Genomic DNA, 16,126 nt, shown 5'->3' with positions numbered 1-16,126 from the left:
CGTACGGCGCCTCTTGCCACGCCGTTGTAGACGATCTGGGCGCACAGACACACGTGGGCAACGCGCGCGCGTCAGCCGATCTGCTCGAACAGCGACACGATGATCCCTTCGGGCCCGCGCACGTAGGCCATCCGCACGCTGTTCTCGTACTCGCCGATGCCGCCGATGAGCCCGTACCCGTCCGCAGCCACCGCATCGACGGCCGCCTGGAGGTCGCCGACCTCGAAGGACACGTTGCGCAGGCCAAGCTCGTTGGCCATCGCCGAGGGCGATCCGGGCTCGTGGTCGGGCGTGACGAAGGTCGCGAGCTCCAGCCGGGACCCTCCATCGGGCGGTCGCAGCATCGCGATCTCACAGTGCGCGCCTGGGATGCCGCAGACGGTCTCCACGAACTCGCCCTCCACGGATCCGGTGCCCTCGACCTCGAGACCCAGTCCGACGAAGAACGCCGTCACCGAGTCGAGGTCCGCGACGGTGATGCCGATGTGGTCGAAACGTTGTACGTGTGCCATGGGATCCATCCTCCATTGTTGTCTTTGCCGATTCGATGCTGGGACGGAGCCGGTGCTGGGATCTCGACATGTTCTTGCCGCAAAGCTGCAGTCAACCTAAGGGTTCGACAGATCGTGCGGGACGACAGGTTGCTTTCGCGGCTGGAAGACCCGGGCACGCCCCTGGTGCATGACGGTCCCCGTGAACCTCTCGCGACCTTTCGTTGGGTGTTCGCCGGCGTTGTCCCCACGCGCAACCGACCGATCCTAGATGCCCGAGACAGTCACCCGGTCCGCTCGACCAGCTCCTGCAGGAATTGCGGAAGTCGGCCGGCGCCGAAGTCGAAGTAGCGCACCCAGTGCGGCGTGATCGCGATACGCGCCATCTGGTCGTACAGCTCGCGGCAGTTCTGCTCGAACTGGGCCGCCGCCTCGGCGTCCATGGCCTTCCTGGCGCTGGCGAGGTATTCCTCGGTCACCCCGTCGACGATCTGGACACTCGCCCGTCCGCGAATCGACAGGGATCGTGCGTCGCCGGGCGTGTCGCCGCTGTCGATTGTCAGGGCGACGTCCGGGTGGGCTGACAGCGCCGCGACCTTGGGTGCGGTCGCGGCGGTGCAGACCACGATCTGGTCGCCCGTCCAGTAGAAACCGATCGGGATCACCCGCGGGGTTGCGTCCGTTGCGAGGTACGCCAGGCGGGCCACCGAGCTGGACGTGAGCAGCTGCTGCGCGCCGGTGCTGGTGAGTTCGTCGTCGATCTCGTGCCGCTTCATGCGTGTTCACCTTCCGTCGTAACGCGGCCTTTATGGCCGGTTCACATCAGGGACGCGCCGGCCGCGGATTCTCGACATCGGTCCGCGGAGGAATTCGCAGCAGCCCCGACGACACTGGGTCGCACGGTTTCCACACCTGCGAGCAGGTCCGCGGGTCCTCAAGTGGTCGAGGGCCGGCCGAGTACTCGGTCCCACCAGTCGGCGAGCGGGCTGGGGTCGGGCCAGACGATCGGATCGTCGGGTAGCGACAAGGATTTGCTCGGGTCCTCGCCCTCGGATTTTCGATCCGGATCGGCGTCGGCCAGGGGGCGCCGCACAGCCCCGCACCGGCCGGCGGCCAGAGTCGGTGATCGGTCCGGGTGAGTCGCTTGTCGGAGCGGCGGCGGATCGGCGGGCGGTGGTGGGATGCGGACTGTGGGGTGGATTTCGTTCTCGCGCACGAACGTTTGCTCGTTCGCTGCATGCATCGGTCACCGGACGTGTGGTGCCGGCCGGTCTCCATCGCGGGGGTGATCCACCCACGTCACTGTCGATGCCCCTCAGTTGTATCCGACCCGGCCCGCCCTGTCAGCTGAACGTCTTACACTGCCGCGGTTCGGGGACATCCCCACTGCAAGGACCGCGGTCGCGGCGAGGGCCGAGGCGGACCTGCGTTGCGCCGACGCCCATCGCAAATGGACGTCCGCGAGGACCCGACACTGACGTTGCGAACCACGCGTTAACGCGCTTCTCATTGAAGGTCGGTCGGTGAAGCGCAACTTGGACTCGGAAAGTGTCGTGCCCGTCGATCGCACCCTGCAGACGACATTCTCACCAGACTGAAAGCGGACAGTGGGCCGCTCCATCCGAACTCGCTCGTCCGGGCACGTCCGTGTGTCAACCGGCAACTGATGGTGATCAGCTGCGATCATTCCGGCAGGCGATTCCGGCTGCGGGCGGCCGTCCGCTCCGAACCCCTATATCACCGAAGCTGCAATGACCTCGTGGTGCGTCTCTGTACTGCCGAATAGCAGTGAGTCACTCTTGGCTCGCCGAAAGTACCTGTGTAGGGGGTATTCCCAGGTGAATCCGATGCCGCCGTGGATTTGGATGGACTCTTCGGCGGCGAAGGTGAAGGCCTCGGACGCCAGTACATGAGCGATGCTCGCTGCAGTGGCCAGTTCGTCCGTTGGCCGGTCGTCAGCGTTCGCCGCGTCCAGCACTGCGGCGTGCGCCAGCTCGAGTGCCACCAGAATGTCGGTGAGGCGGTGCTTGATCGATTGGAACGAGCCTATCGGTCGGCCGAACTGCTCCCGGTTCTTGGCGTACTCGACCGACATTTCCAGGCACGCCTCGGCGGCGCCGACCTGTTCGGACGCAAGCGCCACGAGGGCTGACGCCTGCGCGCGTGGCAGCGTCGCAGCCAGGTTCGGGTTGCCGACCGCCTGCGCGTGGGCGTCGAAGAACTCGATCCGGGTCAGTGGGCGGGTGGTGTCAAGGGACTCTAGGGGGGTACGCACGACGCCGGGTGTGGTGCCGTCGATGACTGCTAGCTCGAGGCCCTTCTCTCCGCGTGCGACAACGACGAGGAGGTCTGCATTGGCGCCGTCTACCACGAATTCTTGTGTGCCCCGCAGAATCAACTGGCTGTTACCGGTTGCGGTGGCGGTAATCGGGGTGTCCGAGTAGGGGTACCCGGCGACCAGCGTGGCAGTGCGTTCGCCTGCTGCGATTGCGGGCAGATGTGTGGCGCGGCCCGTGTCGGAGGAGCATGCCGAGAGGGTGAGCCCGGCAAGACACACGGACGAGAAGAAGGGGGCGTTGGAGATGGTGCGGCCGAGTTCGCGCATTACGACGGAGGTGTCTTTGAGGGTGCAACCGGCTCCGCCGAAGCGTTCGGGGAAGGGGATCTCGGTCAATCCCAGGCCGGTGAGCCCTTCCCACAGTGCTTGTTCGGTGTCGGCGTTCTTCGTAAGGAAGGCGCGGACGCTGTCGCGAAGTTGTTCTTGTTCGTGGGTCAATTCGAGGGCCATGTTTGCTCCTAGCGCGGTTCTCTGGGCAGCCCGAGGCCGCGTTCGCCAATGATGTTTCGCTGGATCTCGTCGGAGCCGCCGGCGATGCGGTAGCCCGGGGCGCCCAGGAGATGCTCGGTCCAGGCATAGGTGTTCGGAATGCCCGTGTCGGCGAGGATGCGGGGTCCGAGGAATCGGGCCGCGGCGTCGCCGATGCGCTTGAGATTCTGCGTCCACACGAGCTTGGCGATCGAGCCCTCGACTCCAGGAACATGGCCGGCGAGTTCACGTTCGGCATAGCGGGCGTTGAACATTGCGGTGGCTCGCTCGTAGACGACGACTCGGGCAAGTGTCTGACGCACGTGGGGGTCGTCGGTGATACCAAGTTGCTTGGCCAGGCGGATCAGATCGGCTGCGCTTCCGCCGGCGGAGACGATTCCGCCGCTGGAGCTGCGTTCGAAACCGAGGGTGGTCAATGCGACGTTCCAACCGTCGCCGATCTCGCCGAGACGCAGCGAGTCAGGCAGTTCGACGGCGGTGAGGAATACCTCGTTGAACGTGGAACCGCCGGACATCTGGCGGATTGGCCGGGTTTCGATTCCTGGGGCGTCCATCGGCACCAGGAACGCTGTCATTCCGCGGTGCTTGGGTGCGGCGGGGTCGCTGCGCGCGATGAGTAGTCCCCACTCGGAGAATTGTGCGCCGGAACTCCACACCTTCTGACCGGTGATCTTCCAGCCGGTGTCGGTGCGAACTGCGCGGGTCGCGAGCGCGGCCAGGTCGGATCCGGCGCCGGGTTCGGAGAAGAGCTGGCAGCACAGTTCGTCGGCACGCAGGAACGGTTGCACGAATCGTTGTTTGTGTTCCTCGGTGCCGAGCAGGTGGATTGTCGGTGCGATCAGCTCCACGGTCACCAGGATGGTCTCGTGCCGCTCCGGGGCACGGAACTGACGTTCGAGCTCGACGTAGATCCGTTCGTGGGAGGCGGTCAGGCCCGGTCCGCCCCATTCGGGGCCCCAGGTGATCGCGCCGAATCCGGCGTCGACGCGTGCGGATTGCCAGGCCTTGCCGCGGACGAGTAGTTCGCGCTCTTCGGCCTCTGTGCGGTTGTGGAAGATGGCGTAGGACGGCTCCGCGTCGTTTCCTGGCAGGTTGGTTTCGGTGGCCGGGGGATGCCGGTCCAGCCGCTGTGACAGCCACGCGGTGGCGCGTTCCTCGAACGCGTCCAGGTCTTCCGGTGTTGCCAGTTCGCTCGTTGCCGTACTCATATGTTCTTGCCGTTCGTTAGTGCGGCCATTCGTGCCTCGACTGCAGTCTTGGAGTCCGGATGCTCGGACAGCCGGACGGTGAAGGTCTGTTCGAGCTCGTAGCCGCGCTTGAGATCCATACCCTCGCAGCCGTTCAACGATTGCTTCGCCAGGGTCAGCGCGTAGCGGCTCTTCGAGGCGATGGACCGTGCGCGGGTGAGCGCCGTGGTCATGAGTACGTCGTGGGGGACCACCTCGATCGGCGCGCCCCACCGTTCGAGGGTGTGTGCGTCGACGGCTTCTGCGGTGAAGAACAGCCGGCGCATTGCCTGCTGCGGCAGCATGCGGGCGGTGAATCGGCCGCCGCCGAGTACCCCGACGTTCATTTCCGGCAGTCCGAACGTTGCCTTCTCCGACGCCACCACGAGGTCGCAGGATGCGGTCAGACCAAATCCGCTGCCTAGTGCCGGACCGTTGACGGCGGCAATGACGGGGATCGAGCAATCGATGAGGTTGAACATCGCGCGGCGGACGTTGCGCATCTGCAGTTCACCGCTCGTCGTGTCCATGGTGCGGAAGTCGTTGAGGTCGTTGCCCGCGCAGAACACGTGACCGCGTCCTGTGAGCACGGCGACGTTGACTGTCGGATCGTCGGATAGCCGGTCGAAGGCCTCGGCAAGTTCGCCGTACATTCGGTGGTCGATTGCATTGACCTTGCCGCGGGCGAGTTCGACCAGCGCGATCCCCGGTTCGGGTTGGGAGATGAGAATGTGCTCGGTCATGTCGTCCTCACTTCTCATGCGCCGCATGGAGGCTGACGCCGACCATCTGCGGCGGGAGGTCGGTGCGGTTACGGGTCCAGTCGCGGAGCGCGAACTTCTGGATCTTGCCGCTCGCGGTCTTGGGTAGTACGTCCACCACGAAGACGCTCTCGGGGATTTTCTGTTTGGCGACCTCGCGTCCGGTCAGGAACTCGTGGACGTCTTCGAGGGTGAGGTCCTGCGCGTGGTGGGTGACGACGAAGGCGCAACCCCGTTCACCGGTCGTCGCGTCCGGCCCGGCGACGACGGCGACCTCGCTGACGGCGGGGTGCTCACTGAGCAGGTTTTCCACCTCGTGAGTGCTGATCTTCTCGCCGGAGCGGTTGATGATGTCCTTGATTCGGCCCTCGATGTGGATTGCGCCGGTGTCGTCGAACCGTGCGAGGTCACCGGACCGGAAGAAGCCGTCCTCGGTGAACGCCGCGGCGTTGAGCGAGGGGTCGAGGTACCCGAGGAAGGTGTCGGGGCCGCGCCACAGTACTTCGCCGACGGAGCCGGGCTCGACGGGGCGCTCGGAGGGGTCGACGATGATCACCTCGGTGGGCGCGAGGACTCGACCGTCGGTTCGGGTGCGTAATTGTGTTGTGTCCCAGCGATTGCCTGCTGTGACGGACGGTCCCTCGGTGGCGCCGTACATTCGGACGACGGTGCCGAGTCGCTCGGTGGCCCGACGGGTCAGGTCGTCCGGCATGTCAGCGCCGCCGCACACGATGTACCTGATCGACGGAGTGGGGCGACCCTCCGCGATCGCGGCGTCGAGCAGCCCCTGCAGGAACGGTGTGGAGAAGATCATGAAGCTGGCGGCGTCGCGGGAAATCTTGTCGAGCGCGGCGACTGGATCCCACTGATCGTGCAGCACGACGGGCGCCCCGAGCAGGAAAGGCAGGGTCAAGGCACAATTCACGCCGGTCACGTGCGTGACCGGCGACGGGTTGAAGATGACGTCGTTCTCGTTGAGGCCGAACAACTCGATCATCGAGAGGTTCTCGAATACCAGGGTGTTGTGGCTGTGCAGCGCGCCCTTCGGATCCGCGGTCGTCCCAGAGGTGTACAAGAGCAGGCAGACCTGATCTGGATCTGGGTGTGGCAGTGCGGCAACCACCTTCGCGGCCCCGGCCGGGGCACTGTCGAGCAGCTCCGTCCAGGTGGTCATCCGCTCGTCGGTGCCGCGCTCGCCACGGTCGCCGAGGATGACGACCTTCTTCAGGTGCGGCAAGTCGTCGAGCAGCTGGTCATACATCGCGGCGTAGTCGAATCCTCGGTAGGTCGCGGGAATGAAGACGGCCGACGCCCGCGCCTGCCCGAGGATGAACCGCAGCTCGCGCCCTCGGTAGATCGGGACTATGGGGTTGGCGACGGCGCCGAGCTTCATGATCGCCTGGTAGACGATGACCGCTTCGGCCCGGTTGGGGAGCTGGAACGAGACCACGTCGTCGGCGCCGATCCCGGCCGAATGCAGCGCCGCAGCGAGCATGGTCGCGTCGCGGTCGACGTCGGCGAAGGTCAACCGTGTGTCGCCGTCGATCACGGCCACTGCGTCCGGGAACAGCGAGGCGGCGCGTGTCAAGTAGTGCCCTATCGGCTGATCACGCCAGTGCCCTGACTCGCGGTGGGAATGGGCAAGGTCGGGCGTCGGTGGGCGCGTCGGCCACATCTGTACCTCCGGGAGAGCATCACGTTCGGATGTTGACTGGTGCCACGTGTTGACTGGAGCCCACGCTAGCCACTTTCCCTAAATATGTACAGAGTTTAGCGATACCGTCTCGGAGCTGGGTAGGGTTTGTACGCATGGCGGCTACACATCGAACTGTCGACGAGCGCACCGGGAACGCACTGACGCCGGACGACGCCCATCGCGCACCGGGCAGGGCCCCGAAAATGTCCGAACGCATCGCGAATCAGATAGCGGACGAGATCCTCGGAGGCGGCATCGAGGCCGGTGACCGGTTGCCGACCGAGAAGGAGATGGTCGCCGAGTACGGCGTTGCGCGCACGACTGTGCGCGAAGCCCTCCGACTGCTCGAGAGCCGGGGCCTGGTCACCATTCGGGCCGGCGTCGGCGGCGGCCCCGTCGCGTGCCGACCGCAATTCGAATCACTGGGCAACACCATGAAACTGTTCCTGCAGCTCGAGGGCGCAAATCTCAGCGACGTCATCGACACTCGGCTGACCCTGGAACCGGTGGTCGCGCAACAGGCCACACCCCGAATTACGGACGGTCAGCTGGACGAATTGCAGGCAGCGCTCGACAGCATGCGGACACAGCCCGACGACTACGACAACTTCATCGAGAAGAACGCGCTGTTCCACACCACCATCTACACCGCATCCGGAAACCCGGTGCTGCGCATCCTCATGGAAACGCTGCTGCTGCTGGTGCGGGACGCGGAACCCTCACGGCATCCTGAGATCACCCGCACCGCCGCCGTCGAAGCGCAGCAACTGGTACTCAATGCCATGCGCTCCCGAAATGCGTCCGCCGCGGGAGAGGCGATGGAGGCCTTCGTCCACGACACCGCGAAGTACTACCGCAAGCGCCTTGCACACATCATCTCCGAGCCCGTGCACTGGCAGCTCTAGCGGTCTGCTTCCGTTCATTTTCGTAAACATGTACAGATTTAGCGGATGCGCGGTTATGGTGTGGAAGCGCTCGCATGAGGTGACCCACTCCCACCTGCGGTAAGCGCACCTTCGGTCAACGCATTCCGCACAGAAATGAGACGTTCGTGGCGACCCACACGAATTCCACATCGCGCACCCTCGAGCAAACCAGACGCCGCGGCGTCCTCGCCGCAGCGGTCGGCACCATCGTCGAGTACTACGACCTCACCGTCTACGCCTACCTCGCCGTGGTCGTCAGCCCACTGTTCTTCCCCGGCAACGACCCCACCGCAGCACTGCTCGCCAGCCTCGCCGTCTTCGCCTCGGCCTACCTCATGCGCCCCATCGGCGGCATCTTCTTCGGCCGCCTCGGGGACCGGCACGGACGCAAGCGCGCTCTGCTGGTGTCCGTGCTGCTGATGGGAGTCGGCAGCCTCCTCATGGCATGCCTGCCGACGTACGCGTCAGCAGGCATCGCCGCGCCGATCCTGCTCGTCCTCGCACGTCTGGTGCAGGGATTCTCCGCCGGCGGAGAACTCGGCGGAGCACTGACCTACGTCTACGAGACCGTCGGAGAAAAACGCAAGGGCCTCGGCGCCTCGTTCGTCGCACTCGGCAGCAACGGTGGTTTCGCGCTCGCCGCAATCGCGGTCGGGACCGTCTCAGCGCTCACCACCGAACCGCAGATGACCAGCTGGGGCTGGCGAATCCCGTTCCTGCTCGGCGTCCCACTCCTGCTGTTCTGCCTGTGGACCCGGACCCGCATCGAGGACACTGCACAGTTCGAGAACGCCGCGGCCACGGACGACCTGGCGAAGTCACCGTTCACCGAACTCATCCGCACACACCCCAAGCAGGTTCTGCAGGTATTCGGACTCGGCGTGGCACAGAACGCCACCGGCTACATGGTGCTCACCTACATCGGCATCCACCTGGTCCGCCAAGGCGGATTCGATCGGACCGCGGTCACCTGGACGACCGCGCTCATCATCGTGCTCATCGCGCTGCTGATGCCGGTCGCCGGTCTACTCGTCGACAGATTCGGCAGCGTCCCGGTCGCGGCAGCCGGACTGATCGGATCCGGCATCCTTGCCTACCCAGCCATGTCCCTGATGGGCGGCCACGGGCTGGTCGTCGCGGGCGTGGCATTCTTCGTCTTCGCGCTCGGCACCCCGCTCATCCAGGTCGCCACGGCACCACTGTTCCCGTCGCTGTTCAACTCCCGCGTCAGGCTCAGCGGCGTCGCCCTCGGCTTCAACCTGGCGACGATCGCGACCGGTGGAACTGCCGCCTATATCGCCACCTGGCTGATCGACCGGACCGGCAGCTCATTGTCACCGGCATACTTTCTCGCAGGCTCGTGCCTCATCGGGTTGCTCACCTTGTTCAGCATCCGAACTGCAACCTACGGCGGCGTTCGCCGCGAGTCCGCCTCCCACACGGAAACCGCTGCGCCGCAGACCGTCCGATAGTAGGGGGCAGAGGCCCCGACGGGTTCACAGGAACACCACATGCACTCCCCACCCGGCGATCGTCAGTCTCCTGGGTTCAGCCGGGCATCCGGCCTCCAGCGGGCCCTGGCTCGGCTCGCGGGGGCTGGTGGTGGGGTCATCGGTGTCGGCGAACAACGGGTGTTGCGCGCCGGTGCTGGCACCCGATGAGGGCATGCCCTCAGCCAGCGGTCGTCAGCAATCCGACTATCGCAATCGCAATTGCCGAGGCGGCACCACAGATTGTCCAGGCCTGCACAGCGGTCCGGCGCCAGCGGGGATTGCGGATCTGGGTGGGAGGCGCGGGGGCAGTGCCTGGTCCACCGGCACTTGACGATTCGAGTTCATGTTCGTGACGATCCGACATCGCATCCGCGGCGAGCGCTGCGCCGAGAGAGGCGACCACCACGATCAACGTGACGGCGATGACCACAACAGTCCAGGGCATATTTGTACCGAGCCTTTACGATTCCTGGGATGCCGACTGGGTGCGGTCGACGTTGGCTGTTGTCGGTCGCCGTCAGCCGTTGAGATGGAACGGCACGCCGCGCGGGCGGCGTCTCTTGCCTGGTCGGTTCAGTGCCGTCTGTCCGGCGACGACGCTACCCAGGACGAGGGAGACGGTGACGAGTAGGGCGGCGTTGGTTTTCATCGAATCTCCTGTGTTCGCTGGGTGGTTACTTGGTGTGGTCGGCGATAGTAGGGCTGGCGAGCATGGCCGCGATGCGGGTGCTGTGGAGCGGGTCGGCGGTCGGGTGGTCGTCGAGGTCGTTCGCTGATCGGATCGTGTGCTCAGCGTGTACTCGGTGTTGGCGCGCGTCTACGGAGAAGGTCGGAGCATCACGGCTGCCGCGATGAGGCCGGCGAATGTCGCGGCGACGATCGCGGCGGTGGCGGTCAGTGAGTTGGTGACAGTCCAGGCGGGCATGGCTACGGATAGTGAGGCACCGGCACCGATGATTGGCTGGGTGAAGCGTTCTGTACCGCCCGGTATCCGCTGCTTCATGGGTAGCGAGGGATGCATTCCACGCTCCTTTCGCAAGGTAGATGCAGGCGGTGGCGATATCGGGTCCGATTGACGGAGACCGCCTGTGAGGTTTGTCTGTCTCCTCCGGTAACGATTAAGAGTGATTTGGGTCACAATCTAGTTGCAGGGTTTTGTTCTTACCGCATTCCAGTCGAGAGCGCCACTGGGCAACTGTCCATGTTCGGATAATCCCGAAAGGTCCGGTGTGACTCGCGGTGACCGACATCGACGCGAACGTAGAATCGACTCACTGCGGCATGTGCCGAGAGGTAGGCAGTCTCAGGATCGTGACGATGACCCACTCGGCATGAGCGCTCGGTGGAAGGCACGGCTATCAACAACGGGACTTAAGACTCTATTCGCGAGTGCTTCCGCCGGGCTTACGATTCCGCGCGTGACACTTGGCTCCCTGTCCTTGGCCCTTCTACGCGCGAACTATCGACTGGTGCGGCTTCCGCTGCAACTGTTCGAAGACGTGGCGGTGTCTCGGCTCGACGAACAGGAGCCGGTACGGCTTGCCTACGAGCAGATCTTGATCGACTGCGACCGCGCCGCGGCGTTCTTGCTCAACGATGAGGACGCGGCCAGGCGCGCAGCCGACCTGAAGCGGCGGACCGCGTCGGTGCGACTGCTGATTGCCTGTGAACATCACCGCGTCCAGAGGCAGGGTGTGATCTTGCTCGATGAGCAGCGCGAGCGGTTTCATCAACGCCGTCAGCAGGACGCAGGTCCGCCGACATGACGAGTGCGTCCGAGATGCCAGGAACGCGTTGACGATCAGAGACAAGGCGAGCACACCGATGAGCTTGTTCGGGACGCTGTCGACGATCAGGCTGAGGTTATGCCTGGTTTGCGATGCGAGCGTTATGCGGAAATCCGACTTTCGTCCGCAGATCCGGCGCGTCGAGTTCAGACAGCGGGACCCCTTCATTCATGAGTTCGCTCTTACCCGAGGAAGATTCCGTTGCTGCCCATCGTGCTCTTCCCTTGCCGGCCCGGGTGGCCAGATCCAGGCACTTGAGTGCTGCCTGGTCGTTGGGGAAGTGTCCTCGCGCTCGCACAGCCCGGCGGTAGCGGGCCTCGAGGATCGGTTGATTGGGAGCTTGGACGTTCCGCTCAACCTGGACGGCAACTCGCGTAACTCCTTCTATCTTCAGTTGAAGGCTGCGCGTGCCGCTGCGAAGCGCCGGGCTGAAGATCTGCCAGTTTTTCCGAACCCCGGCGTGGGTGGGCGGTAGATCGAGGTTCTCTCGGGTTTCATCCAAATGCTTTGCGACCCAAAGGTCTCGTCAAAGGTTTTGGCAGATCATTGATATGGACAGTGTGGCGGCGATTCGTGGCGCGAGCGGTTTGCGAGGTCACGGACGACGTCTTCTGGGATGCGTGCCGAGCGGCGGGGGCGAATGAGACTAAGCGTCGCAATGAAGGCATGGAGGAATTGGGTTGGCATCTTGCAATTCCTGCGGGGTGGGTCGTGGCGCGGACGTTTCGTGAGATGTCTCGGATGTCGCGGAAACGACCAGCAGTCGTTGGTGAGACCCTCGTCGTCGGAACCGGCGCGACGAACAGAATGTGAGGATCAGGTCCTTTACTTCCGGGGGATACCTGCGAATTCGATTGCTGCAGGCGAGGTCGTAGAGGCGATCTTCGTACTCATGTTTGGAGATTCCGAAGTTGACCATGATGTCTTCCGCAGGTCCTCCGCCGAACGCGGACCAACGTCGGAAAAATTGCACCATGAAGTCATCTTCACGAGTGCTCGCTTGATGCTCCTCTGGCCTGTTCTTCATTTCCACTCCTCTTACCCCGCCGCCCCAGCGTCAATGTCCTGAGCTGTGTGCGTGCCTAGGTCTCCACCGGCGTACCCGCTGGGACAGACGTTAGGACTGCGGGCTATCTGACCGCATTACGTTGGGAGATAGCCCGAATGCGTCTTTTCCTCTGCTGAGGATGAGGACTGCGCCACATGTGGAATTACTGTTTGTGCGCGACCACCCACGCTGCGATCTGGGCACGTGAGGTGAAGCCCAGTTTCGTGAGGATGTGCTCGACGTGCCCCTGGGCTGTTCGGTTGGCGATGACCAGCCTGGCCGCGATTGCTCTGTTGGTCAGGCCTTCTGCTACAAGCCCTGCGACTTGGTGCTCGCGTTTGGTCAGGTGACAGTTGTCCGAATCGACGTGCGCCGGAGGTGGCGGCGCATCTTCGTCAAGGGCGAAGGCCACCGCCTCCTCGAGCGTCATCTGCCGTCCGGCTTGATAGGTGTCGTCGAAGCACCTGCTGCTCAGAGCGTTACGCGCCTGGTTGGCACATTCTTCGTGGTACACATGTAAGCCCGGTATGTGAACTGGTGCGCTGCCGACGCTCTCCCAGAGTCCTTCGGCGGCGCCCATCAACTGCGTGGCGTGCTCCGCTTGATCGTTCTTGGCAGCGATCCATGCCAGTGCCTCCAGGCACCAGGCTGTACTGAGCGGATCGTCGACGGTCCGTGCCATCCGGAGTCCCTGACCGAGGAGCCCCGTCGCTCGGTCACGGTTGCCGAGTTGCCAGACCTGCAGACCCAGAACCCAGAAGGATCGGGCGCGGTAGACCGATTCTCCCAGGTCGGCGCTGAGAGTGAGGGCTTCCTCGTTGCGGGCGATCGCTTGTTCGGTGTCGCCGAGGAGTCCGCTGGCGAGTCCGAGTCCTTGGAGTGTGGAGATCCGCAGGAAGGGCATGGGGTGGGTATCGAGGACGGCGAGAGCCGCGGTAAAAGACGTTGCAGCTATCTGTAGGTTGCCGGAGTACAGCGAGTGCATGCCTTCGGCGTGGTGCAGATGCGCCTGTGCCACTACGTCGTCGACTTGGACAGTCGCAGTGCCGGCTACGGAAAGTAGTTGCTCTCCAGCGGAGAGGTCGCCTTGGCGACCGGCGAGCACGCTCTGAGCGCACAGTGCCCTCACAGTGTCCACCGGATGTGTGCCGTCATCTGTAGGCAATGCGCTGTCGAGCCATCGTCGCCCTTCGGTGAGAAGACCGCGAGAGAACCAGAAGGGATACAAGGCGGCGGCGAAGTCAATCGAATCCGGTTCCCGGTGTGCGATGCGGAACTGTAGTGCGTCCCGAAGGTTCGGTTGCTCGCGATCCAATCGAAGGATCCACGTCAGCTGGTGCGTACTCACCCATTCGGCTTCTGCCTCACGTGCCATTTGCCGGTACCAATCGCTGTGGCGGCGCCTCTGCGTCATGATGTCTTCAGAGCCGTGCAGTTTCTCGCGGCCGTACTCGCGCAAAGTTTCGAGCATGCGGTAGCGGACCGTGAGTCCCTCCTCCTCTCGAACCAAAATCGACTTGTCGACCAACGACGCGATGATGTCCAGGACGTTGTGGGTGGCCAGGCCATCGGCGCAGATAGCTTCGGCTGCATCCAATTCAAAGCTGCCTGCGAAAACCGATAGTCGTGACCACAGCGTGCGCTCCTGGGGTGTGCAGAGGTCGTGACTCCAGTCGATGCACAGCCGCAGGGACTGCTGGCGGGTCGGTGCGCCCCGCCGACCTCGTGAGAGCAGTTTGTAGCGGTCGGTGAGTTTGTCACAGATCTGGTCTATTGAGATCGCGCGTAGGCGGACCGCGGCCAGCTCGATCGCGAGTGGTAGTCCGTCGAGCTGTGTGCAGATGCGAGCGACCCGCTTCCAGTTATCCTCTGTGAGTCCGAATTCGGGGAGTGCGGTGGTGGCGCGGGCGAGGAACAATGTGACGGCGTCGTATTGGCTCATCGCCTGCATCGATCGTATTCTTCGCGTGTCCGGGGTGGCCAACGGTTGTACCCGATGCAGTGTTTCACCGCCGAGGCCCAGTGGTTCGCGGCTGGTAGCAAGGATTCGTAGCTCGGGGCAGGACTTGAGGAGGGTCTCGGTGAAGGCGGCGGTGGCTTCGATGAGGTGCTCACAGTTGTCGAGGACAAGCATGCATTGGCGTGATCGGAGGTGCTCGATGAGCCCGTGAAGGCGGTGTTTGTCGGGTTGTTCTTGGATTCCGAGCGTGAAGGCAACAGTGTCGACGAGGAAGTCGCTGTCGGTCAGCTCGCTGAGTTCGATCAGCCACACACCGTCTCCGAATGCGCGATGCGATTCGGCGGCCACCTTTGTCGCGAGCCGGGTCTTTCCGACTCCTCCGATCCCGATCAGTGTCACGAGGCGCGACTCGGCCAGTAGGCTTTTGGTGGTTGCAACTTCGTGGCGGCGTCCGACGAAGGTGGTCAGGTCTGCGGGCAGATTGCCTCGGACCCTGGGGGAGGGGCTCAAGCCTTGGCCCGTAGCAGTGGACACGACGGTGAGAGCCGGTTCCGTGTGGGAGTGGATGGCTTCGCCCGCGGTGTCCGGCAGGGGTGGGCGTGCCGACTCGGTGGTTGGGTGAGGTTCGCGATGAGTGATCAGGGCCATCTCGTCCACCGGGCAACCGTTAAGGCGTTGCATTCGCCGAAGACGGGTTCCGAACTCTGCGGCTGTGGAGGGACGGTCCTCGGGTTTTGCTGACATGGCTCGTTCAATCTCGGCGCAGACATTGTCGGGAACTCCGAGGTGTCGGAGGTCGGGAATCGGTTGGGTAGTCACTCGGAGGTATTGGGCGACAATTGGTTCGTTGGCTTGTCGCTCGTATGCGGCGTGGCCGGTCATGGCGCAGAACATTGTCGATGCGAGCGCGTAGACGTCCGCGGCAGCAGTCGGGCAAGCCCCTTGCAGTATCTCCGGGGCGGTGTAGGCGAGCGTGCCGGTGACGGCGTGTTGGGCGGTCTCGAAACCACCAGCGATGTGGGCGATACCGAAGTCCGCGAGCTGCGGTTCGCCGTAGTCGGTGAGCAGTATGTTCGCGGGCTTGACGTCGCGATGAAGGATGCCGGCGCTGTGGGCGGCGGACAGGGCGCCGGAGATGCGCACCCCGAGGCGTAGCGCGTCGTTCCAGGTAAGCGGGCCCTGTTGACGAGTCCGATTCTCGAGAGACCCGCGGCGATGGAATTGCATCGCAATGTAGGGCAAGTCGGATGCCGTGCTCCCGCACTGGAAGACGCTGACGATGTTCGGGTGGCCGGATAGTCGGCCCATCGCGCGCTGTTCGCGAAGGAATCGTCCGAGATTCGACGGATCGAGATCTGAGGTCATGACTTTGACGGCGACGGTCCGCTCCAGGGCTGCCTGGGCGCAGCGGTAAACGGCTCCGAAACCACCTCGTCCGATCTCTTCGGCGTCGTCGAACCCGGCCATCGCCAGTTCGTCGAGAAGGGATAGTGGTGCGATTTGCCATGCCGCGGTCGCCGCGGTCGAGTGCCGCGGCGTTGCTCGCGGGCGGTGGTCGTCCGTGCGGTGGGGATGGGTGTCGGCGGACAGCTCATCCGGTGTGACTCGAATGCAGGTTTTCATGCGCTTGACCAGCTTCTGGATCGTCGAAGACTCGAGCGATTTACCAGTCACAATGCTCCGGTTCCCGGCGAGCGGCTATTCCCTCAGGGATAGAAGGCTGCCCCGGTTTGCTCTCTAAAGGATGACGCCCCCATCACGCTCGGACAGTAGAACTTGTAGTCGCCACCGCACCTCGCTGTCGAAGATACAAAACCCTCGTTTCGCTCGAGGCCAGGACGGGACGTATGTGCCCGCTCGGGCGGCACCTCGTCGATGCAGTCTCACCCTCGGTGGAGCTGCGCACCTGAA

Annotated in this window: 12 protein-coding genes; 3 read left to right on the top strand and 9 right to left on the bottom strand. The window is 64.0% G+C overall.

Features of this window, described 5'->3' with window-relative positions; genetic code table 11:
- Nucleotides 1-71: 71 nt before the first annotated feature.
- The 6 genes from WKC72_RS25230 to WKC72_RS25205 all read right to left on the bottom strand — a co-directional run bounded on the left by WKC72_RS25230 (nt 72) and on the right by WKC72_RS25205 (nt 6,893).
- Nucleotides 72-512, bottom strand: a complete 441-nt coding sequence (locus WKC72_RS25230; protein ID WP_037227661.1) for a VOC family protein — start codon at nt 510-512, stop codon at nt 72-74.
- 263 nt (nt 513-775) lie between these two features.
- On the bottom strand, nt 776-1,267 hold the full coding sequence (locus WKC72_RS25225) for a pyridoxamine 5'-phosphate oxidase family protein (RefSeq protein ID WP_370179972.1): 492 nt from the start codon (nt 1,265-1,267) through the stop codon (nt 776-778).
- 956 nt (nt 1,268-2,223) lie between these two features.
- The gene (locus WKC72_RS25220) at nt 2,224-3,279 is read right to left on the bottom strand and encodes an acyl-CoA dehydrogenase family protein (protein ID WP_370179970.1); all 1,056 of its coding nucleotides are present in this window, start codon (nt 3,277-3,279) and stop codon (nt 2,224-2,226) included.
- An 8-nt stretch (nt 3,280-3,287) separates the two neighbouring features.
- Nucleotides 3,288-4,526: an acyl-CoA dehydrogenase family protein gene (locus WKC72_RS25215; RefSeq protein ID WP_370179968.1), complete on the bottom strand. Its 1,239-nt coding sequence runs from the start codon at nt 4,524-4,526 to the stop codon at nt 3,288-3,290.
- Nucleotides 4,523-5,287, bottom strand: a complete 765-nt coding sequence (locus tag WKC72_RS25210; RefSeq protein ID WP_370179965.1) for an enoyl-CoA hydratase-related protein — start codon at nt 5,285-5,287, stop codon at nt 4,523-4,525. The genes WKC72_RS25215 and WKC72_RS25210 overlap by 4 nt, the downstream gene beginning before the upstream one ends.
- Nucleotides 5,288-5,294: 7 nt before the next feature.
- A complete protein-coding gene (locus WKC72_RS25205) occupies nt 5,295-6,893 on the bottom strand; it encodes an AMP-binding protein (RefSeq protein WP_268790679.1) in 1,599 nt (532 codons plus the stop codon).
- 221 nt (nt 6,894-7,114) lie between these two features.
- Between WKC72_RS25205 and WKC72_RS25200 the strand changes: the two genes are divergently transcribed.
- Together WKC72_RS25200 and WKC72_RS25195 are read left to right on the top strand one after the other, a co-directional pair.
- Nucleotides 7,115-7,906, top strand: coding sequence for a FadR/GntR family transcriptional regulator (locus WKC72_RS25200; protein ID WP_052032899.1), 792 nt, complete (start codon nt 7,115-7,117; stop codon nt 7,904-7,906).
- A gap of 146 nt (nt 7,907-8,052) precedes the next feature.
- Nucleotides 8,053-9,399, top strand: coding sequence for an MFS transporter (locus WKC72_RS25195; RefSeq protein ID WP_128638728.1), 1,347 nt, complete (start codon nt 8,053-8,055; stop codon nt 9,397-9,399).
- 24 nt (nt 9,400-9,423) lie between these two features.
- On the opposite strand, the gene WKC72_RS25190 is transcribed toward WKC72_RS25195, so the two are convergent.
- Entirely contained in the window at nt 9,424-9,594 is a 171-nt protein-coding gene (locus WKC72_RS25190) for a hypothetical protein (RefSeq protein ID WP_156046537.1), read from the bottom strand.
- Between the two features lie 343 nt (nt 9,595-9,937).
- Entirely contained in the window at nt 9,938-10,069 is a 132-nt protein-coding gene (locus WKC72_RS25185; RefSeq protein WP_255221370.1) for a hypothetical protein, read from the bottom strand.
- Nucleotides 10,070-10,838: 769 nt separating this feature from the next.
- Between WKC72_RS25185 and WKC72_RS25180 the strand changes: the two genes are divergently transcribed.
- On the top strand, nt 10,839-11,186 hold the full coding sequence (locus tag WKC72_RS25180) for a hypothetical protein (RefSeq protein WP_081792214.1): 348 nt from the start codon (nt 10,839-10,841) through the stop codon (nt 11,184-11,186).
- A gap of 1,232 nt (nt 11,187-12,418) precedes the next feature.
- Here WKC72_RS25180 and WKC72_RS25175 read toward each other — a convergent pair.
- On the bottom strand, nt 12,419-15,838 hold the full coding sequence (locus WKC72_RS25175; protein WP_128638724.1) for a protein kinase: 3,420 nt from the start codon (nt 15,836-15,838) through the stop codon (nt 12,419-12,421).
- Nucleotides 15,839-16,126: the final 288 nt, after the last annotated feature.

Source organism: Rhodococcus wratislaviensis (assembly GCF_041228765.1).
Lineage (GTDB): Bacteria > Actinomycetota > Actinomycetes > Mycobacteriales > Mycobacteriaceae > Rhodococcus_F > Rhodococcus_F wratislaviensis.
Note: the sequence above shows the minus strand (reverse complement) of the source record. Positions and strands in the feature narration are given on the sequence as shown.

Excerpts from the sequence above, each read along its gene's own strand:
- WKC72_RS25210 (WP_370179965.1), bottom strand. The coding sequence starts at position 5,287 with ATGACCGAGCACATTCTCATCTCCCAACCCGAACCGGGGATCGCGCTG.
- WKC72_RS25175 (WP_128638724.1), bottom strand. The coding sequence starts at position 15,838 with ATGAAAACCTGCATTCGAGTCACACCGGATGAGCTGTCCGCCGACACC.
- WKC72_RS25215 (WP_370179968.1), bottom strand. The coding sequence starts at position 4,526 with ATGAGTACGGCAACGAGCGAACTGGCAACACCGGAAGACCTGGACGCG.
- WKC72_RS25230 (WP_037227661.1), bottom strand. The coding sequence starts at position 512 with ATGGCACACGTACAACGTTTCGACCACATCGGCATCACCGTCGCGGAC.
- WKC72_RS25185 (WP_255221370.1), bottom strand. The coding sequence starts at position 10,069 with ATGAAAACCAACGCCGCCCTACTCGTCACCGTCTCCCTCGTCCTGGGT.
- WKC72_RS25225 (WP_370179972.1), bottom strand. The coding sequence starts at position 1,267 with ATGAAGCGGCACGAGATCGACGACGAACTCACCAGCACCGGCGCGCAG.
- WKC72_RS25190 (WP_156046537.1), bottom strand. The coding sequence starts at position 9,594 with ATGCCCTCATCGGGTGCCAGCACCGGCGCGCAACACCCGTTGTTCGCC.
- WKC72_RS25220 (WP_370179970.1), bottom strand. The coding sequence starts at position 3,279 with ATGGCCCTCGAATTGACCCACGAACAAGAACAACTTCGCGACAGCGTC.
- WKC72_RS25200 (WP_052032899.1), top strand. The coding sequence starts at position 7,115 with ATGGCGGCTACACATCGAACTGTCGACGAGCGCACCGGGAACGCACTG.